Below are 20449 nucleotides of genomic sequence, written 5' to 3' on the forward strand. Positions count from 1 at the left end.
GGGCATTGAAATCATCGGTATAGATACGACGCGGAATCGATTGCATGGTGAGCTCCAAGTAGCGGGAAAAGTATCGCTTCTTGGGCTCCGGTATGACGGGGCAGCTTCAACCTGACGCAAGTAGCGGTTTGGGATGAGCCCCACAGTGACCGTGCGTATCCAGGCATTCTTATGATTGGTGTGCCCGACGGTCCTTTTCTACGGGAGTCTCTCCCAGCGTGGGCACCAGATGGGCGCTGCATGGGCACCAGATGGGCACCGAGCGTCGAGCCGGACTGTGAGGGAGTGGCGAGGACATGCGTGAGTCCGGGAGGTCTCCGGATGCGAAATCAAGCGGCTCGTTGGCAAGTGCCTGAAACGAAGCGATTTCACCGGAAGTAGTTGCAAGTTTGTAGACCGCTGCCTACAATTACCGACTCTGTTGCGGGGTGGAGCAGTCTGGCAGCTCGTCGGGCTCATAACCCGAAGGTCGCAGGTTCAAATCCTGCCCCCGCTACCAGACTTTCTGAACAAGAAAGCCTCCTCGTGAGGCTTTTTTGTTGGCCGCAGGAGTGGCGCCGCCAAGGCGGCGTTGGGCAGGGCGGTCGCGCCCTTTTTTTGTTTCTGCAGGACGGAGATTTGGACACGCGCGCACTGGCGGAACGCATCGGGCCCATGTTGGCCGGCATCGGTCTCGAATGTCTTGGGATCGAGTGGGCGACGCATGGCCACGGCGGCACGTTGCGCGTGTATATCGAGGTTGCAGGTCGCGAGGTCGATGTCGATGACTGCGCGACAGCCAGCCGCGAGTTGTCCACATGGCTTGATGCCGAGGATCCGATTGCGGGCCAGTACACGCTCGAGATTTCCTCGCCAGGCATCGACCGCCCGCTGTTCACGGCCGCGCATTTCGCGCGCCTGCTCGGCGCCGAGGTGCGTGTCACGCTGAAGCTGCCGCAGCAAGGGCGCCGTCGCCTGCGCGGGCGCGTGCTTGCGGTCGATGACGAGCAGATCACCGTGGATGTCGACACGGTGCCGTTCACCTTTGCCGCCGATGCATTTGAAAGCGCACGCCTGGTTCCCGATTGGGTGGCGCTGGGTTACGCGCCGCAGCCCAGGCAAGGTGCAGCCAGGGACAACAGCAAACCGGCGTCTCGTGGCAAGCGCGCGACGGGCAAGCCCGGAACCCCTCCAGTCAGCCAATGATCCGAACGGGCACATGCCCGCGGGAGTAACGAAATGAGCAAAGAATTGATGCTGGTCGTCGATGCGGTTGCCAACGAGAAAGGCGTCGCGCGCGAAACCATTTTCGAGGCACTGGAAGCAGCGCTGGCCTCGGCGGCCAAGAAGCGCTATCCCGATCAGGATGTCGCCATCCGTGTCGGCATCGACCGCGACAGCGGCGAGTACTCAACCTTTCGGCGCTGGGAAGTCGTGGCCGACGATGTGGTCATGGAATCGCCCGAGCGCATGACGCGCATGATGGATGCGATCGAGGAGCGCGCCGACATCCAGATCGGCGAGTTCATCGAGGAGCCCATTGACAACCCGGAGTTCGGGCGCATTGCCGCGCAGGCGGCCAAGCAGGTCATCGTGCAGCGCGTGCGCGAGGCTGAGCGCGAGTTGGTGCTGGGTGCCTACCGTGATCGCGTGGGCGAACTGCTGACCGGCGTGGTCAAGCGCGTCGAGCGCGGCAGCATTTATCTGGACCTGGGCGGCAACGTCGAGGCCTTCATCCCGCGCGAGCGCGCCATTCCGCGCGAAACCGTGCGCGTCGGCGATCGTTTGCGCGGCTATCTGCAGGAGGTGCGTGCCGAGGTGCGCGGGCCACAACTGTTCATTTCGCGCAGTGCGCCCGAGTTCATGATCGCGCTGTTCAAGCTGGAAGTGCCCGAGGTAGGTCAGGGTCTTGTCGAGATCAAGGCCTGCGCGCGCGATCCTGGCGATCGCGCCAAGATCGCGGTATTGGCCCACGACCATCGCACCGACCCCATTGGTGCCTGCATCGGCATGCGCGGCTCGCGCGTGCAGGCGGTCGCCAACGAGTTGAACGGCGAGCGCGTGGACATCGTGCTGTGGAATGACAACCCGGCGCAGTTCGTGATCAACGCCATGGCGCCAGCACAGGTCGAGTCGATCATCGTCGACGAAGACAAGCACTCGATGGACATCGCCGTGCCGGAGGGCGAGTTGTCGAAAGCCATCGGCCGCGGTGGCCAGAACGTCAAGCTCGCCAGCAAGCTCACCGGCTGGCAGCTCAACGTGATGACCCAGGCGCAGGTGCAGGCCAAGAGCGAGGATGAGCAGAAAGCCGCGCTCAATCTGTTCATGGACAAGCTTGAAGTGGACACCGAGATCGCGCAGATCCTGGTGCAGGAGGGTTTTTCCACGGTCGAGGAAATCGCCTACGTGCCGACCGCTGAATTGCTGGCGGTGGAAGGGTTCGACGAGGACATCGTCGAGGAGTTGCGTGCGCGTGCGCGCGACGCACTGTTGACCGAGGCGCTGGTCGCCGAGGAAAGCGGTGGCGGCGCTGGTGCAGACAGTCTGGATGCGCTCGACGGCATGGATTCAGAGCTGCTCGCGATGCTGGATGAGCGCGGTATCAATACGCTGGAGGATCTCGGCGATCTCGCCGTGATTGATCTGATGGACATCGAGGGCATGGACGAGTCGCGCGCGGCGGCGCTGATCATGGCCGCACGCGCGCCGATGATCGAGAAAATGGAGCAGGGCGGCTGAGGCCCGGACATGTTCAGCGCACGCCCCCGCGCCTCGTCGCGCGGCTCGAAACTTGCGGAGTAGATCGACATGTCTGAAGTCACCATCAAGCACCTCGCCACGATGCTGGATATTCCAGCCGACAAGCTGTTGGCTCAACTGGCCGAGGCGGGCATGCATTTCAAAGGTCCGGACCAGGCCGTCAGCAGCACCGAAAAAATGAAGCTGCTGGGTTTCCTGCGCCGCGCGCACGGCAAGGCCGAAGGCGGCAGCGAGGCGATCGCCGCGCCCAGCCATGTCACACTGAGCCGACGCAAAGTCAGCGAGATCAAGGTCTCCACTGGCTCCGGCCGCGCGGCTACGTCCAAGACGGTCGCGGTCGAGGTGCGCGCCAAGCGCACCTACGTCAAGCGCAGTGTCATCGCCGACGAGTCCGCAGGCGACAGTGAGCGCGAGGACGCGATTCGCAAATTGCGCGAATCGCAGCAGGAGCGCGATCAGCAGCAAGCGCATTTGCTTGAGTCGGATCGCCGGCGTGCCGAGGAAATGGAGCGGCAGCGCGTCGAGGAAGAAGCGCGCAAGCAGGCCGAGGCCGTTGCGCAACTGCAGGCGCAGCAAGCCGCGCAGGAGGCCGTGCGCGCCAGCGAAATCGAGCCCGTATCGCCGCCCGCCGAGAAGGCCGTGGCGGCGGGTGAAACGCGTGCGCATCCGCCGCGCGAGCGTGCCAAGGCCGACAAACCCGCGCGTGCACCCGAGGCCCCGCATCGCCATCGCATTCCCGATCGCGGCTCGCATCGCGCTCCGACAGGCGGCGACGGTGATGCCGGGCGCTTCTCCGGTGGCGAACTGCATTTGACCGAAGCCGAGCGCGCGCGCCGTGCCGGACGCCGCAAGCCCGGCAAAAGCAAGCCCGAGGCTGGTCGTGCCGCAGCGGGTCAGCACGCGTTCTCCAAGCCCACCGCGCCGGTCGTGCGTGAAGTGGCGATTGGCGACACCATCGTGGTGGCCGATCTGGCGCAGAAGATGGCGATCAAGGGCGCCGATGTGGTCAAGGCGCTGTTCAAGATGGGCGTCATGGCGACCATCAACCAGGGCATTGACCACGACACCGCGGTGCTGGTGGTCGAGGAGCTTGGGCACCAGGCCGTGCGTGCCACCGAGAACGACGCCGAGACCAAGCTGGTGGCGCAGACCGATGCCACGGGTGAGCGCGCACCGCGCCCGCCCGTGGTCACCATCATGGGCCACGTCGATCACGGCAAGACCTCGCTGCTGGACTGCATCCGCCGCACCAAGGTCGCGGCTGGCGAGGCGGGTGGCATCACCCAGCACATCGGCGCGTATCACGTCGAAACCGCCAAGGGCGTGGTCACGTTTCTCGATACGCCCGGCCATGCGGCCTTCACCGCGATGCGCGCGCGCGGCGCCAAGATCACCGATATCGTGGTGCTGGTGGTGGCCGCGGATGATGGTGTGATGCCGCAGACGATCGAAGCCGTGCAGCATGCACGCGCCGCCAAGGTGCCGCTGATCATCGCCGTGAACAAGATGGACAAGCCCGACGCCAATCCCGACAACGTCAAGCAGGGTCTGGTGCAGCACGAAGTCGTGCCCGAGGAATGGGGCGGCGACACGCAGTTCGTGCCGGTGTCGGCCAAGACGGGCGAAGGCGTGGATGCGCTGCTGGATGCAATCTCGGTGCAGGCCGAGGTGATGGAACTGCGCGCCGTGGCCGATGGCCGCGCCAGCGGCGTGGTGGTCGAGTCCAGTCTGGACAAGGGCCGCGGCCCGGTGGCGACGGTACTGGTGCAGTCGGGTCTGTTGGCGCGCGGCGATTTCGTGGTCTGCGGCACCCAGTATGGTCGCGTGCGCGCGTTGTTCGACGAGACCGGCCGGCAGGTCATCGACGCCGGGCCGTCGATTCCGGTGCAAATGCTGGGGCTCTCGGGCGTGCCCGAGGCGGGCGATGATCTGGCCGTGGTGGCCGATGAGCGCCTGGCCAAGGACGTTGCCCAGCAGCGCGAGCAGAAGCGTCGCGAGACGCGCCTGGTGCGCTCCGGCGGCAATCGCCTTGAGGATTTGATGGCGCAGATGGGTCAGAACGAGGGCCAGCAGCAATCGCTGAATATCGTCGTCAAGGCCGATGTGCAGGGCTCGGTCGAGGCTTTGCGCGACGCGCTGGGCAAGATCGGCAACGATCAGGTCAAGGTCAACGTCATTGCATCCGGCGTGGGCGGCATCACCGAATCCGACGCCACGCTGGCCGCGGCATCCAAGGCGCTGCTGATCGGCTTCAACGTGCGTGCCGATGCCAGTGCGCGCAAGGTCATCGAGGCCAATGGCCTCGACTTGCGCTACTTCTCGATCATCTACGACATCATCGACCAGGTCACCCAGGCCGCGTCCGGCCTGCTCGGCAACGAGGTGCGCGAGGAGATCATCGGCGTGGCGCAGGTGCGCGATGTGTTTCGCAGCTCGAAGTTCGGTGCGGTGGCCGGTTGCATGGTCATCGAGGGCAGCGTGCGTCGCAACAAGCCGATCCGCGTGCTGCGTGACAACACCGTTGTTTTCCAGGGCGAGCTGGAATCGCTGCGTCGCTTCAAGGAGGCCGTCGAGGAAGTGCGCAACGGCATGGAGTGCGGCATCGCGGTCAAGCAATACAACGATGTGCACGCCGGCGACCAGATCGAGTGCTTCGAGCGCATCGAGGTCAAGCGCACCCTGTAGCAGGCGTAAACTGTCGGTGGTGCGGTTTGCGCCGTCGCCACGCGCAGCGTCTGGTGAGCATGAGCCCGCAGTGCTGCATGCGCCCAGATTCATGCCGCATCCTGAGCCGAGTCATCATGTCGCCATCCTTCACCCGCACCGATCGCGTTTCCGCCGAGCTTCGCCGCGAGCTGGGCACACTGGTGCACGCCGCAGTGCGTGATCATGCGCTGCCCTCGGTCAGCGTTTCCGATGTCGAGGTCACGCGCGATCTGGACATGGCGACGGTCTGGGTGATCGCGCTGCTGTCCGAGCAGTCGACCGCCGCGGTCAAGGCGCTCAACGCCATGGCGGGCGAGCTGCGCACGCAGTTGTCACGGAGCATGCGCCTGCGCCGCGTGCCGGCGCTGCGTTTTCGCTATGACGAATCCGTGGATCGTGGCGAGCGCATCGATGCCTTGCTGCGCGCGGACAAGCCGGCACAGTGAGTCGTTGCACCGCGCGCGCGTTGCGCCATTTCGATCCCGACCATGTCCGTCGCTGAATTTCATCCCATCCACGGCGTGCTGCTGCTGGACAAGCCGCTGGGCTTGAGTTCCAGCCAGGCGCTGCAGCGCGTGCGACGCATGCTGGCTGCGGCCAAAGGTGGCCACACCGGTGCGCTGGATCCATGCGCTACCGGCATGTTGCCGCTGTGCTTCGGCGAGGCCACCAAACTGGCTGGCGTGTTGCTGGGTGAGCGCAAGGTGTATCACGCGGTATGTCGACTGGGGCAGGTCACCAGCACCGATGACGTCGAAGGCGTCGTGATTCGCGAGTGCCCGCTGCCCAGCCTCGACGACGCCTCGATTGATGCCCTGCTGCAGGAATTCGTCGGCCGCATCAGTCAGGTGCCGCCGATTTATTCGGCGCTCAAGCAGCAGGGCCAGCCCCTTTACCGGCGCGCGCGCCGCGGCGAGGCGGTGCGGGCGCCGCAGCGCCAGGTTGAGGTGCATGCGCTGCGTCTGCTGCAACATCACGAGGATCGTCTGACGCTGGAAGTGGAATGCGGCGCGGGTTTTTACGTGCGCGCCCTGGCGCGCGATCTGGGCGAACGCCTGGGTTGCGGCGCCCATCTGGCCGCGCTGCGCCGATTGTGGGTTGCGCCTTTCCAGGGGCAGTCGATGATTGGCTTGGACACGCTCGAGCAGATGCTTCTGCGCGACGGGCGCGAGGCCTTGTGGGCGCGGCTGCGGCCGATCGAAGACGCCGTGCCGCATTGGCCGCATTGGACGCTGAGCGCCGCCGATAGCCTGGCCATCAGCCATGGACGCGCGCTGGCGGCACCGGCCGCGGCCGCGCCTGGCCCGTGTCTGCTGATGGATCCCGGTGGCCGCGCGCTGGCCATGGCCGAGGTGCTTGAGGGTCAATTCAAGGTCAGCCGCGGATTCCATTGGGATCAGGGCACGGGCTGAGGTGCCAGCAATGCATGGGCTTGTGCCTCGGTTGCGCGGCGGAGTCACAGGAGTCCATACCGTAAATAACTTGTTGTTGGAGCGCTGGCGCGACTAAAATGGCCAGCTCAGTCAACCGCTTTCATCCACCGGCGGGGGCTTGCGCCAGTCCAAGGTTTTCCACACGAGCCGTGGCTTGGCGCAAGTCTCGCATTGTTCAAGGAATTCGCACGATGTCTCTGTCCAACGATCAAACCGCAAAAGTCATTGCCGATTATCGGCGCGCACCGGCCGATACCGGTTCACCGGAAGTGCAGGTGGCGCTGTTGTCCGCGCGCATCGAGCACCTTTCGACGCACTTTCATGATCACAAGCAGGACCATCATTCGCGCCGCGGTCTGCTGAAAATGGTCAACCAGCGCCGGCGCCTGCTGGGCTATCTCAAAAACAAAGATGCGCAGCGCTATCAGGATCTGATCCAGCGCCTCGGTCTGCGTCGCTAATCTCAACGAGGACCGAAAACGTGGCGAAAGTAACCAAGTCATTCCAGTACGGCAATCACGAAGTCACGCTGGAGACGGGCGAAATCGCCCGCCAGGCATCCGGCGCGGTCATGGTGAGCATGGGCGGCACCGTGGTGCTGGTCACCGCCGTCGCCGCCGGCAAGGCGCGTGAGGGACAGGATTTCTTCCCGCTCACCGTCGACTACCAGGAAAAGTTCTACTCCGCTGGCCGCATTCCCGGCGGCTTTTTCAAGCGCGAAGGACGTCCCACCGAAAAGGAAACGCTGACCTCGCGTCTGATCGATCGCCCGGTGCGCCCGCTGTTTCCGGAAGAGTTCAAGAACGAAGTCCAGGTCATCGCGCAGGTGTTGTCGCTCAACCCAGAGGTTGACGGCGACATCGCCGCGTTGCTCGGCGCTTCGGCGGCACTCAGCCTGGCCGGTATTCCGTTCAAGGGTCCGATTGGCGCAGCGCGCGTCGGTTACATCGATGGCAAGTACGTGCTGAATCCCACCGCGACCGAACTCAAGACCTCGGCGCTGGATTTGGTCGTCGCTGGTACTTCCAACGCCGTGCTGATGGTCGAGTCCGAAGCCAAGTTGCTGCCCGAGGACGTGATGTTGGGTGCGGTCGTGTTCGGCCACCAGCAAATGCAGATCGCGATTCGGACCATCGCCGAGATGGCTGCCGAAGCGGCACGCCCGTCGTGGAACTGGCAGCCGCCGGCGCGCAACGAGGCATTGTGTGCCGCGCTGGAATCTGCGCTGGGTGGCAGGCTCGAAGAAGCGTTCAAGGTACGCGACAAGCTGCAGCGCCGCGACGCGATCGGCGCGATCAAGGCTGACGTGCTGGCATCGCTCAAATCCGAGGCCGAGGCCAAGGGTTGGACGGCGGCCGATCTGGCCAAGGAATTCGCCGAACTGGAATACCGCACCCTGCGCGACAGCGTGCTCAAGACCAAGGTGCGCATCGACGGTCGTCAGTTGGACGATATCCGTGCGATCAGTGTGCGCGTCGGCGTGCTGCCGCGTACCCATGGTTCGGCGCTGTTCACACGTGGCGAAACGCAGGCACTGGTGGTGACCACACTGGGCACCGCGCGCGACTCGCAGATGATCGACGCGCCCGAGGGTGAATCCAAGGATCCGTTCCTGTTCCACTACAACTTCCCGCCGTTCAGCGTGGGCGAGGCCGGACGCTTTGGCGCGCCGAAGCGTCGCGAAATCGGTCATGGCCGTCTCGCCAAGCGCGGTGTGATGGCGGTCAAGCCCCCGATGGAGCAGTTCCCCTATGTGCTGCGCGTGGTCTCCGAGATCACCGAGTCGAACGGTTCGTCCTCGATGGCCTCGGTGTGCGGCTCCTCGCTGGCGATGATGGATGCCGGCGTGCCGATCAAGGCGCCGGTGGCCGGCATTGCCATGGGTCTGGTCAAGGAAGGTGACCAGTTCGTGGTGCTGTCCGACATCCTCGGTGACGAGGACCATCTGGGCGACATGGATTTCAAGGTTGCCGGTACCGCCGATGGTATTTCCGCCTTGCAGATGGACATCAAGATCGACGGCATCACCGAGGAAATCATGCGCGTGGCGTTGGCCCAGGCCAAGCGCGGTCGCCTGCATATTCTTGGCGAGATGGCCAAGGTGATCAGCGCACCGCGCGCCGAGCTGTCCGATTACGCGCCGCGCCTGCTGACCATGAAGATCCACCCGGACAAGATCCGCGAGGTGATCGGCAAGGGCGGTGCGGTGATCCGCTCGATCACCGAGGAAACCGGCACCACCATCGACATCACCGATGACGGCACCGTGATCATCGCCTCGGTCAACCGCAACGCGGCCGAGGAGGCCAAGAAGCGCATCGAGATGATCGTTTCCGACGTCGAGCCTGGCCGCATCTACGTGGGCAAGGTGGCCAAGCTGATGGACTTCGGCGCCTTCGTCACCATCCTGCCCGGCAAGGACGGCCTGGTGCACGTTTCGCAGATCTCCAATGAGCGCGTCGAGAAGGTTTCCGACAAACTCAAGGAAGGCGATATCGTCAAGGTGAAGGTGCTGGAAGTCGACAAGCAGGGCCGCATTCGCCTGTCGATCAAGGCGGTCACCGAAGACGCGCAAGCCTAGTCCATCGGCTGAGTGTGCAGTGAACGACGCCCGGGGAGTCCCGGGCGTTTTGCTTTACGGCGCCGCATGGTGCGATGCACAATAGCGCCATTCATTGAGTGGAGTCTGTCATGACCACTGGTTTCATGCCGCCCGGCGGCGAGCAGTACGCACGTCTCATGCAGCAAACCTGGGAGGGCTGGCAATCCAGCCTGCGCAGCCAGGCGGCAGGGATGAACGAGACCGGCGAGGCGCAGATCGAACGCACGCTGGCCGGCCTCAAGAACTACTTCATGTTGCTCGAATCGATGCAGTCGCAGCTTGGTGGCGCACAGCCGGCGGCGGCCTGGCGCGATGCGCTGGACGGTGTGTTTGGCGGTGGCCAGCCGTTCACCACGGCCTTTGCCGACGCCAGCCAGATCGCTGGCGGCGGACCGCAGGCGTGGATGCAATCGTGGCAGCAGATGGCCGCGCCAGCGCTGGCTGGACTGCGCGAATCCCTGGGCGTGCCGGGCATCGGTCTGGCGCGTGAGCACCAGGAGCGCGCGCAAAAACAGGTGCGCGATGTGCTCGACTACCAGCAGCAGATGCAGCGATACAACCAGCTGCTGGCGCGCGCGGGTCGCCTGGGCACTGAAAAATTCGAGGCCAAGCTCGCCGAGCGTACCGAACCCGGTCGCCAGATCGAGTCGCTGCGTGCGCTTTACGACCTCTGGGTCGATGCCGCCGAGGAGGGCTTTCAGGAAGTCGCGCTTTCAGCCGAGTGGCGTGAAGTCTACGGCGCACTGGTGGACGCGCAGATGCGTGTACGCGCTGGCACGCAGCAGCAGGTCGAGCAGATGTCGCGCGAGTTGGGCGTGCCCACACGCAGCGAGATCAATACGTTGGGCAAGCGCCTGCACGATTTGCGTCGTCAGGTGCGGCAATTGCAGGCACGTCTGGCCGAGACGCAGGCGCGCCCGGAGCCCGGTAAATCGCACTCCGCATCGGTGCCTGCGAGCAGCAAGCCACCGGCCAGCAAACCGGCCAGCAAACCCGCGCGCAAGGCCACTGCGCCGCGTCGCCGCTAAATTCTGGAGATCACCATGCTCAGTCCGCTGCGTATCGATCCTGTCAAAGCGCTGCAAGAAGTCGATGGCTTCAAGCGCAAACTCGCCGCAGGCATGCAAAACCTGCGCAACGTCGGTGATTTCGACTTCGGTGCTTCCGCCAGGGAGGCGGTGTATCACGAAGACAAAATCACGTTGTGGCACTTCAAACCGACTGGCAAGCCCTCCGGGCGCATGCCGATCCTGATCTGTTACGCGCTGGTCAACACGCCGTGGATGGTGGATCTGCAAGCCGATCGCTCGCTGGTCGCACGCCTGCTGGAACTGGGTGAGGACGTGTATCTCATCGAGTGGGGCTATCCCGATCTGGCCGATCGCTGGCTCACGCTTGAGGATTACATTCTCGGCTACCTCGATCGCTGCATCGACCAGGTGCGTCAGCGCCATGGGCTGGAGCGCATCAACCTGCTCGGCATCTGCGAGGGCGGCGCGTTCTCTCTGTGCTACGCCGCGCTGCGCGGGCACAAGCTGCAGAACCTGATCACCATGGTCACACCGGTGGACTTTCACACTCCGGACAACATGCTCTCGAACTGGACGCGCCAGATGGATGTCGATCTGTTTGTCGACACCCTCGGCAACGTGCCGGCTGACCTGATGAACTGGTGCTATCTCACGCTGAAGCCGGTGCGCCTGAACCAGCAGAAATACGTCGGCATGGTCGATGTGCTGGATGACCCGAAGGAAATCACCAATTTCCTGCGCATGGAAAAGTGGATCTTCGACTCACCCGACCAGGCCGGCGAGGCCTTCCGCCAGTTCATCAAGGATTTCTACCAGGCCAACAAGCTGATCAAGGGCGAGATCGAGATCGGTGACGAGCGCGTTGATCTGGGCAGTGTCAAGCTGCCGATACTGAACATCTTTGCCGAGCAGGATCATCTGGTGCCGCCGTCCGCGGCGCGTCCGCTGCGTGGTGTGGTGGGTACCACGGACTATACCGAGCTGAGCTTCAAGGGTGGCCACATCGGCATCTATGTGTCCGGGCGCGCGCAGCGCGAGGTGCCCGGCGTCATTCATGGCTGGCTGGGTGAGCGGCAGGGCTGAATCAAGCACGGACGCGGACTCGCCCGCACGCGGTGCAGGCTTTATCCTTGCGAGCTTGAGCGCAGTAGATGCGCTGTTGCCAGGGAAGACCGATGTTTGCCGAACCCCATGATCCTGGCGCGCATGATTCGGTGCGCCCGTTGCGCTGGCGGGGCGATGCGCTGGATGTGCTCGACCAGCGCCTACTGCCGCACGAAACGGTGTGGCTGCGCTGCGCGGATGCCGAAGCGGTGAGCGCGGCGATCCGTGCGCTGGCAGTGCGCGGCGCGCCCGCCATCGGCATAGCGGCGGCTTATGGCGCGGTGCTGGCCGCGCGCGCGGACAACTTCATTGAGGCCGTGGCGCGCCTGCGCGCGGCGCGGCCGACGGCGGTGAATTTGATGTGGGCGCTGGATCGCATGAACGCATGCGCGGTCTCCGGTGCAGATGCTGCGCATCTGCTTGCCGAGGCACGCGCCATCGAGGCCGAGGATCTCGCCGCCAATCACGCCATGGGCCGGTTCGGCGCCGCGCTGTTGGAGCAGGGCACGGGCGTGCTGACCCACTGCAATACTGGCGCGCTGGCGACAGCCGGCTTTGGCACGGCGCTTGGCGTGATCCGTGCTGGCGTTGCCGGTGGGCGCATTGCGCGCGTCTACGCGGGCGAAACACGGCCGTGGCTGCAGGGCGCGCGGTTGACGATTTGGGAGTTGCAGCAGGATGGCATCGCCGCCACGCTCATCGCCGATTCCGCTGCTGCCGCGCTGATGCGCAGTGGGGCCGTGCAGTGGGTGATCGTTGGCGCCGATCGCATCGCGGCCAACGGCGATGTCGCCAACAAGATCGGTACCTATGCGCTGGCGCTGGCCGCGCGCCATCATGGCCTGCGCTTCATGGTGGTCGCGCCCGCTTCCACTGTGGACATGGCCACACGCAGCGGCGATGCCATCGAAATCGAGCTGCGTGATGCCGAGGAAGTGCTGTCCTGCGGTGGCAAGCGCACCGCACCGGCAGGTGCCACGGCCTGGAATCCGGTGTTCGATGTCACTCCGGCGGCGCTGATCGATGTGCTGGTGACCGAGCGCGGTGTGCTTTGCAAACCGGATGGCGAGAGCATGCGGCGCCAATTCGGAGTCACGCATGCGTAGAGTCGGCTTGTTCTTCATCGGCGGTCTGATCGGTTTCGTCGTCGATGCCGGCGTGGTGCAGGGGTTGGTTTCCTTTTTCGGAATGGATCCTTACCTCGGACGTGTAATCTCCTTCAGTTGTGCGGCCACGGTGACCTGGCTGTGGAATCGCCACACCACCTTCGCCGATGCGCGCGGCCAGCACCGCTGGCATATCGAGTGGGTGCGTTGGATGGCGGCCATGAGCGGCGGCGCGTTGGTCAATTACGGCGTGTATGCGCTGGCCGTGTACGAGTCGTCCATGGTGCGCGCATGGCCTGCGCTGGGTGTGGCGCTGGGGTCGCTCATGGCTGCCGTTTTCAACTACACCAGCGCCCAACGCTGGGTATTTGGCGGTACTGGAAACACGCCGAAGAAACCGTTGTAATTTATTGATTGAAATGATTTTTTGCAGAGCCATCCCAGTCCGGATGTGCTATCATCGCGTTTCGATTTTTCACCGTCCGGGCGCAACGCCCGGGCCTGACGTCACGGACCCCAGGCATGGCCGAACTCGCCAAAGAAATCATCCGCGTCAACATTGAAGACGAGATGCGCCAGAGCTATCTCGACTACGCCATGAGCGTGATCGTGGGCCGCGCTCTCCCCGATGTTCGCGACGGCCTCAAGCCGGTGCATCGCCGCGTGTTGTTCGCCATGAACGAACTCGGCAATGCCTGGAACAAGCCCTACAAAAAGTCGGCGCGCGTGGTCGGTGACGTGATCGGCAAATATCACCCGCATGGTGATCAGTCGGTCTACGACACCATCGTGCGCATGGCGCAGCCGTTTTCGCTGCGCTACCTGCTGGTGGACGGCCAGGGCAACTTCGGTTCGGTCGATGGCGACAACGCCGCGGCGATGCGTTACACCGAGGTGCGTCTGTCGCGCCTCGCGCACGAATTGATGGCCGACATCGACAAGGAAACCGTCGATTTCGGTCCCAACTACGACGAAAGCGAGCACGAGCCGCTGGTGCTGCCCACGCGTGTACCGAACCTGCTCATCAACGGCTCGGCGGGCATTGCCGTGGGCATGGCGACCAACATTCCGCCCCATAACCTGGTCGAGGTGATCGATGCCACCATCGCGTTGATCAACGACCCGGCGCTGGAAGTCGATGCGCTGCTGGGCTACATCCCCGGACCGGATTTCCCCACTGCCGGGATCATCAATGGCTCGGCCGGCATCCACGAGGCTTACCGCACCGGCCGCGGCCGCGTGCTGGTGCGCGCGCGCGCCGAGATCGAAACCGAGCCCAACGGCCGCGAAACCATCATCGTCACCGAGTTGCCTTATCAGGTGAACAAGGCGCGGCTGATCGAGAAGATCGCCGAGTTGGTCAAGGAGAAAAAGCTCGAAGGCATCTCGGAACTGCGTGACGAATCCGACAAGGACGGCATGCGCGTGGTCATCGAGATCCGCCGTGACGCGATGGGCGATGTGGTGCTCAACAACCTGTATCAGCAGACCCAGTTGCAGACGGTGTTCGGCATCAACATGGTCGCGCTGATCGATGGCCAGCCGCGACTGTTGAATCTCAAGCAGGTACTCGAGGCCTTCATCCGACACCGTCGCGAGGTAGTCGTCCGGCGCACCATTTTCGATCTGCGCAAGGCGCGCGCGCGTGCACACATCCTCGAAGGGCTCACCGTCGCGCTGGCCAACATCGATGAGATGATCGAGCTGATCAAGACATCGGCTTCGCCGCAGGAAGCGCGCGAGCGCATGCTCTCGCGCGTGTGGGAGCCGGGTCTGGTGCGCACACTGCTGGGCGCGGCCGGCGCGGCACAGTCGCGCCCCGAGGATCTGCTGCCGGGTCTGGGGTTGAGCGCCGCTGGCTACCAGCTTTCCGAGGCGCAGGCCAAGGAAATTCTGGAGATGCGCCTGAACCGCCTGACTGGGCTGGAGCAGGACAAGCTCACCGACGAATACCGCAGCCTGCTCGATACCATCGCCGGCCTGATCCACATTCTTGAAGATCCCGAGCGGCTGCTCGTGGTGATTCGCGAGGAGCTGCAATCGATCCGCGAGGAATATGGCGATGCGCGCCGCACCGTCATCCAGGCTTCGCAGGATGATCTCGGTATGCTCGATCTGATCGCGCCAGAGGACGTCGTGGTCACGCTCTCGCACGCGGGCTACGTCAAGCGGCAGCCGTTGACGATTTATCGCGAGCAGCGTCGCGGCGGCAAGGGGCGCTCGGCCACGGCGATGAAGGAAGAGGATTTCATCGAGCAGTTGTGGGTGGTCAACACGCACGACACGTTGCTGGTGTTCACTGGCGCCGGGCGTGTGTTCTGGCTGACGGTGTACCAGATTCCCGACGCCGGACCGGGCGCGCGCGGCAAGCCCATCGTCAACCTGTTGCCGTTGGAAGTGGGCGAGAAGGTGCAGGCCGTGTTGCCGGTGCACGCTTTCGACAGCGGCCAGTATGTGTTCTTCGCCACGTGCCGCGGCACGGTGAAGAAAACTCCGCTGAGTGAGTTCGCGTATCGACTGCAGCGCGGCAAGATCGCCATCAATCTTGACGAGGGCGATGCGCTGGTTGATGTGTGCCTGACCGATGGACAGCGCGACATCATGCTGTTTGCCAGCAACGGCAAGGCGGTGCGCTTCGACGAGGACACGGTGCGCTCGATGGGGCGCACGGCCACGGGTGTGCGCGGCATGCGTCTGGCCGAGGGCGTGCAAGTGGTCGGCCTGATCGTGGCCGCGGACGGTGACATTCTTGCGGCGACTGCTCGTGGCTACGGCAAGCGTACCGCGCTGGACGAGTTCCCGCGCAAGGGCCGCGGCACCCAGGGCGTGATCGCGATCCAGTGCTCGGAGCGCAACGGCGCGCTGGTCGCCGTGGTGCAGGTACAACCAGAGCAGGGGCTGGTGCTGATTTCCGATCGCGGCACTCTGGTACGCACGCGCGTGGCGGAGGTTTCGCAACTGGGTCGCAACACGCAGGGCGTGACGCTGATTCGCCTGCCTGCGGACGAGAGCCTGGTCGGCGTGGTGCCGCTGGCGCTGGATGATGAAACCGCGGATGAGCCGGATGCAAATGCTGCGAATGCAGGCAGCGCGGGCACGACCGACGGCGAAGGCACGCCCAAGGCGTGAGCCGGTGTTTCGACATGACCGCGACAAGCACTCGGGCTTGTCGCGGCCCAATGCCGGGACTCAGTACTTCCAGCCCAGCGAGAAACCCAGCGTGTTCTCCGACATGGCGATCTGCGTGCCCTGGCTGGCACCCGTGCCGGTGATGCTCTGGTTGAAGGCATGCACATAGTCGAACGACAGCGCCAGGTCACGGCTCAGCGCATAGGTCGCGCCCAAGGTGACGTGATTTTGGACGACGCCAGGTGCCAGCACGTTGAACAGCACGTTGGCGCTGGTGATCGGCTGGCTGCTGTGGTTCCAGCCGGCGCGCAGCGTCCACTGCGAGTTCATCGCCCAGGCCGCACCCAGTTTAACCACGGTGACATTGCGCCAGCCGAAGCCGCTGCCGTTGGCCGTGCCGAGCCCGCAACTCGACGGATTGCTGCAAATCAGCGAGTTGAGCATCGGATTGGCGATGGCTGGAATGTTGCCGTAGTCGATACGTTCAACATCGCCGGCGAGGGTCAGGCCAGGACTGGCTTTCCAGGCCACGCCCACGCCGTAATTGGCGGGGATGTCGAACTTGCCGCCCTCGGCAAACAGGCCGTTGTAACGCTTGAACGCGCTCATGCTGATCTTGGGCTGGTAGGTCGCGCCCAATGTCAGATCCGGGGTGATGTGCCCGGTCCAGCCAATGCGGAAGCCGAAGCCATCGGATTGCGCATGCAGGTTGTTGGTCAGATTCGCGGGATTGCTGGAGAGTCCCTGGAACGCCTGGATGCCATTGGCATCGAAGCTCTGGTGCACGTAGTCGAGCGAGATGCCGATCGAGTTACTGTCGTTGATGCGCCAAGCCACGGTCGGGGCGATGAACAGTTGCTGCATATCAACGCCCACCGAACCCACGCCGAAAGCGCCCAATTGTCCGGCTGGTGAAGCCATGCACTGCTGCACGTTGCCACCAAACATCTGCAACACCTGCGGGTTGGCGCACTGTGCCCCGCGCGTGGCGGTGTTGAGCGAGCTGTAGCCGGTGTTCATACCGCCATTGCCAAATACGTCGATACCCACGGCCAGGCGTGAGTTGAGCATGTGGTTGTAGCCGAACTCAGGAATGTAGAACTGTTGGGTCTGATTGCCATTGAACGAGGCCGTGCCGTTGGGCGTGGTGAAGCTCGCATTGCGATTGGGACGGAACACGCTGAAGCCGAAATTGAGCTGGTTGCCGACCCAGGCCATGCCGGCCGGGTTGGTGGCTGCTGAGAGCGCATCCTGCGGGAAGGCGATGCCGACGCCGCCCATGCCCACTGATTGAACGCTGTAACCGGGTTCAAAATAGCCATCGGTCGCCGAAGCAACGCCCGAAGCCAGCAACATCGAAAACAACACTGTGCGTTTGAAACCTTTGGAAATCATGTCGAACCCTCCCTCAAGGGCCCTCGCGGGGCGTGATGGTCGCGCGCACGCTTGCGAACGAGATCCCCTGCTGTTTGCGATGGGTTGCAGGCAGCATGGCATCGATCGCGATACCGAGCGTTGAACGGCCTGTTGTAGTTGCCAACAACGGATGCACAGCAACACACGCGCCACGCCGGGCTTTTCTGTGCCGAGCCGGTCGGGTGCGTGTTCGATCCGGGATACGGCAGACATGCCGCGATTCCCGCGCAAAAGCCCGCGCGTCCCGCGCAGGATCGCACCGGCTCTGCCAATGCAGATGGGTGAAAAGGTCGTATGTAGCGCGCGGCAGCATGCTTAGTCCGCCGGTTTGTAAGCGCCGCGCAGCGCAGTGGCGATGTCTTCGGCATCCACGCCTGGCATGTCCAGTCCGAGCACGGTCATGTGCTGCGCGATCTGCGAAGGCATGTCGGCGGATAGATCAAGACCACGCAGGGCTTGCGCCAGAGCGGCGATGCCAGAGGCCGGAATGCAGGTGAAATCGCCGCTGATGTCCACATCGGCGATGTGCTCATTCTGGCTGAGCAGACGCACACGTACCAAGCCTCCACGCGCCTTGTGCATGCCCTCGCTCAGGTGCACGCCGCCGGTGATCTTCACCCCCTCGGTGAAGCGGCGCCGGTTGGGCTGGTAGAGCCAGTCGGGCTCCTGCAATTGCTGTTCCCATTCGTCGACGGCGCGTGTTTCATCGGCGCGCAAGTCATCATGTCGAGGTTCGACGCGGAGATGCTCGGCGACATCACGCAGAAAGCGCACGACCAGCGCTTCGCGCGGCGGGATCGCACCCAACTCGCGCCGCACGGTGGTGATGTAGTCCTGCAGCGTGCCGCGCAATTTGTCGCGGAATTTCTCGGAAGGCACCTTGAGGCAGCGCGCCATGGCCTCGACATCGAAATCGAGCATGAAGCTGCCGACGAAAATCGTGGCATCGCCGATCTGTGCCGCGCCGGTGCCGCCGATCTTGCGATCGTTGACGTGAATGTCGTTGATCGGGCGCAGGCGCGCTGCGATGCCCAGCGCCTGATAAGTGGCCAGCACCGGCGCGACGAAGTACGCATACAGATCGGTGACGCGACGCGGTGCCTTGCCCGCCGGATAGATGAAGTGGAAGAACAGTTGGTTGTGGTCCAGATACACCGCACCACCGCCGACATGGCGGCGCAGCACGGGCAGGCCGGCATCACGACAATAAGCCTCGTCGACCTCGGCCACGACATCCTGATGCATGCCTATGCACACATAGGGCTGCTCTGGGCTGACCAGGGTCAGCACCGGATCGTCGCCCGCACGCATGACGCTGGCGATGCCGTGAAACAAGGCCTGCGAGCGTGGCGCCGAGACCAGCCCTAGATCGAGCACGCGCAGTGTTTCAGCCACGAACAGGCCCCCGCAGGCTCAGGTTGCGTCGGTGGACGCGTTTGCGTCTGGTCGCAATCGTGTGCGCCACCCATGCAGCGCCGCACGCATGCCGGTGATTCACGGTCGCGTGTGGCGTGGGAGCATGCTCACTCATGGCCATGCAATTTCATTCATTCACTGCTTGCGGCGTATGCGGAAGTGATATTCGCCGTTGGCTGTGCTGGAATCGATCAGCTCGTTGCCGGTCGTGCGGCAGAACGCCTCGAAATCCTTGATTGCGCCGGGATCGGTGGCATGGATTTCCAGAACGTCGCCGACGGCCATGTCCTTGAGTGCTTTCTTGGCGCGCAGAATCGGCAGCGGGCAGTTCAAGCCCTTCGCGTCGAGTAGTTGGTCAGCCATGGTGTCCTCCGTTGGATTGGGTGTGCAGGCTCAGGTGAGCCAGTTCAAATGAACAGGTTGATGTCGCACTTGGTGGCGCATTCGATATAAGTCGCCGCGCCGCCGATGGTCAGGCCGTCGATCAGATCGGACTGCTTGAACTCGAACAGATCCATGGTCATCTGGCAGGCGATCATGTGTATGTCGGATTCAACGGCTGCCGTGCGCAGATCCTCGATCGAGGCGACGCCTTTTTTCTTGATCAGATTCTTCATCATCGAAGTGGCCATGGCATCGACACCCGGCAGGGCCGAGATCAGATTCGGCATGATCATGTGCGCGCCCATCATCGGCATGGCCATGGCTGGATTGCCCAGCGTGGAGATGGAGAGATCCAGATCCTTCTTCAGCAGAGTCAAGCCATAGAAGGTGAAGAACATGGTCACGTCCAAACCCATCGCCGCGGCGGTGGTGGCGAGGATGAACGGGGGGTAAGCCCAGTCCAGCGAGCCCTTGGTGACAATGATCGACATGCTTTTTGCGCTTTCGCCGTTCATGGGTATTCAGTCCTCTGGTCGTGGATGCAAGCGCAACGCCGTACAGGCGCGCGTCGGGTGATCGTGCATTGCTTCAGCCGTGAGTGCCTCGGTCCGGCGCAATGCGGCGGGCAGCTTCGGCATCCTGCGCGCGCAGCGGGCGCGATGAGCAGCAGAATTCGCCCAACGCCCTGTTTTCCAGCTTGCCATCGATGAACAGGGCGAGGTGCTTGGTGACGCTGGCCGCCAGGCGCAAATGTTGTGCGCGTTCGTGCGTGTCGTTGGCGGCCTCAGCGACGTTGCACTGGTAAACCAGTTCGCGGCAGCTTTCACGGCAGGCGTTGAAGGTTGCGTCCGCGCATGCGGCCTGGCGTTGCAGAGCGAGCAGGCGAAATCCCTCGTGCAGTTCGTCGGTCGGTTGCATGCCCTGCGCCTGCAGCCAGCGTTCCATGATGAACTCACCGGCATGCAGCAATGTGCTGCGCACCGTGGCGCTGTCCGCGGCGAAGGCCTCGTCGGGCATGGCCTCGATGGTCTCGGCGGTTTCCAGCAAGGTGCCCATCAACCCAGCCCCTTGGCCTTGAGCAGATCGCGGGATTCGGAGAAATTCTCGTTGACGCCCACCTTGCGCGCGGACAAGCCCAGCGCCATGCCGAGCAACTGCGTGAAGTATAGGATCTTGACGCTGGTTTTCTTGCCCAGCACCTTCTCGGCGCGGATCTGATGCATCTCCAGCCCGGAGTGGCAGGTCGGACACTCGGTGGCGATGACCTCGGCACCACAGGCCTCGGCCGTGGTCAGGATGTTGAGCACGAGGCGCGTCGAGGTGTCACTGTCCGAAAGCGTGTGCGCGCCGCCGCAGCATGCGGTTTTGTGCGGAAATTCG

Annotated in this window: 18 protein-coding genes and 1 tRNA gene; 13 read left to right on the plus strand and 6 right to left on the minus strand. The window is 63.7% G+C overall.

What is annotated here, in order from left to right; all coding sequences use genetic code 11:
* The first annotated feature begins 422 nt into the window (after positions 1-422).
* From ACYDAT_RS13185 to gyrA, 13 genes are all read left to right on the plus strand, one after another.
* Positions 423-499, plus strand: a tRNA-Met gene (locus tag ACYDAT_RS13185).
* Between the two features lie 155 nt (positions 500-654).
* A complete protein-coding gene (gene rimP, locus ACYDAT_RS13190; RefSeq protein WP_461439559.1) occupies positions 655-1185 on the plus strand; it encodes a ribosome maturation factor RimP in 531 nt (176 codons plus the stop codon).
* A 33-nt stretch (positions 1186-1218) separates the two neighbouring features.
* Positions 1219-2721: a transcription termination factor NusA gene (gene nusA / locus ACYDAT_RS13195; protein WP_461439557.1), complete on the plus strand. Its 1503-nt coding sequence runs from the start codon at positions 1219-1221 to the stop codon at positions 2719-2721.
* Positions 2722-2790: 69 nt separating this feature from the next.
* Entirely contained in the window at positions 2791-5427 is a 2637-nt protein-coding gene (gene infB / locus ACYDAT_RS13200) for a translation initiation factor IF-2 (RefSeq protein ID WP_461450637.1), read from the plus strand.
* 116 nt (positions 5428-5543) lie between these two features.
* On the plus strand, positions 5544-5894 hold the full coding sequence (gene rbfA, locus ACYDAT_RS13205; protein WP_461439555.1) for a 30S ribosome-binding factor RbfA: 351 nt from the start codon (positions 5544-5546) through the stop codon (positions 5892-5894).
* A gap of 42 nt (positions 5895-5936) precedes the next feature.
* Entirely contained in the window at positions 5937-6860 is a 924-nt protein-coding gene (truB, locus tag ACYDAT_RS13210; RefSeq protein ID WP_461450639.1) for a tRNA pseudouridine(55) synthase TruB, read from the plus strand.
* A gap of 212 nt (positions 6861-7072) precedes the next feature.
* Positions 7073-7342: a 30S ribosomal protein S15 gene (gene rpsO, locus ACYDAT_RS13215; protein ID WP_461439558.1), complete on the plus strand. Its 270-nt coding sequence runs from the start codon at positions 7073-7075 to the stop codon at positions 7340-7342.
* 20 nt (positions 7343-7362) lie between these two features.
* Positions 7363-9462: a polyribonucleotide nucleotidyltransferase gene (pnp, locus tag ACYDAT_RS13220; RefSeq protein WP_461439553.1), complete on the plus strand. Its 2100-nt coding sequence runs from the start codon at positions 7363-7365 to the stop codon at positions 9460-9462.
* A 110-nt stretch (positions 9463-9572) separates the two neighbouring features.
* Positions 9573-10511 carry a poly(R)-hydroxyalkanoic acid synthase subunit PhaE gene (locus tag ACYDAT_RS13225; RefSeq protein ID WP_461450641.1) on the plus strand — a complete coding sequence of 313 codons (939 nt, stop codon included), beginning with the start codon at positions 9573-9575 and terminating at the stop codon, positions 10509-10511.
* Positions 10512-10526: 15 nt separating this feature from the next.
* Positions 10527-11597: a class III poly(R)-hydroxyalkanoic acid synthase subunit PhaC gene (phaC, locus tag ACYDAT_RS13230; RefSeq protein ID WP_461450643.1), complete on the plus strand. Its 1071-nt coding sequence runs from the start codon at positions 10527-10529 to the stop codon at positions 11595-11597.
* 92 nt (positions 11598-11689) lie between these two features.
* On the plus strand, positions 11690-12724 hold the full coding sequence (mtnA, locus tag ACYDAT_RS13235) for an S-methyl-5-thioribose-1-phosphate isomerase (protein ID WP_461450645.1): 1035 nt from the start codon (positions 11690-11692) through the stop codon (positions 12722-12724).
* Complete coding sequence (locus tag ACYDAT_RS13240) at positions 12717-13130, plus strand: GtrA family protein (protein WP_461439549.1); 414 nt, start codon at positions 12717-12719, stop codon at positions 13128-13130. The genes mtnA and ACYDAT_RS13240 overlap by 8 nt, the downstream gene beginning before the upstream one ends.
* A 116-nt stretch (positions 13131-13246) precedes the next feature.
* Positions 13247-15853 carry a DNA gyrase subunit A gene (gene gyrA, locus ACYDAT_RS13245; protein ID WP_461450647.1) on the plus strand — a complete coding sequence of 869 codons (2607 nt, stop codon included), beginning with the start codon at positions 13247-13249 and terminating at the stop codon, positions 15851-15853.
* A gap of 60 nt (positions 15854-15913) precedes the next feature.
* Here gyrA and ACYDAT_RS13250 read toward each other — a convergent pair whose 3' ends face one another.
* The 6 genes from ACYDAT_RS13250 to ACYDAT_RS13275 all read right to left on the minus strand — a co-directional run.
* Positions 15914-17248, minus strand: coding sequence for an OmpP1/FadL family transporter (locus ACYDAT_RS13250; RefSeq protein WP_461439547.1), 1335 nt, complete (start codon positions 17246-17248; stop codon positions 15914-15916).
* Between the two features lie 336 nt (positions 17249-17584).
* A complete protein-coding gene (locus ACYDAT_RS13255; protein WP_461450649.1) occupies positions 17585-18664 on the minus strand; it encodes a lipoate--protein ligase family protein in 1080 nt (359 codons plus the stop codon).
* A 156-nt stretch (positions 18665-18820) separates the two neighbouring features.
* A complete protein-coding gene (locus ACYDAT_RS13260; RefSeq protein ID WP_461440581.1) occupies positions 18821-19048 on the minus strand; it encodes a sulfurtransferase TusA family protein in 228 nt (75 codons plus the stop codon).
* Positions 19049-19092: 44 nt separating this feature from the next.
* Positions 19093-19560 (minus strand): sulfur carrier protein DsrE2, encoded by a 468-nt coding sequence (dsrE2, locus tag ACYDAT_RS13265; RefSeq protein WP_461441805.1) that lies wholly within the window; start codon positions 19558-19560, stop codon positions 19093-19095.
* A 97-nt stretch (positions 19561-19657) separates the two neighbouring features.
* Positions 19658-20125, minus strand: coding sequence for a hypothetical protein (locus tag ACYDAT_RS13270; RefSeq protein WP_461450651.1), 468 nt, complete (start codon positions 20123-20125; stop codon positions 19658-19660).
* Positions 20125-20449 (minus strand): heterodisulfide reductase-related iron-sulfur binding cluster (locus tag ACYDAT_RS13275; RefSeq protein ID WP_461450653.1); only part of this gene is annotated, 325 nt, incomplete at its 5' end. The genes ACYDAT_RS13270 and ACYDAT_RS13275, both read right to left, overlap by 1 nt.

The organism is Metallibacterium sp. (genome assembly GCF_054637675.1).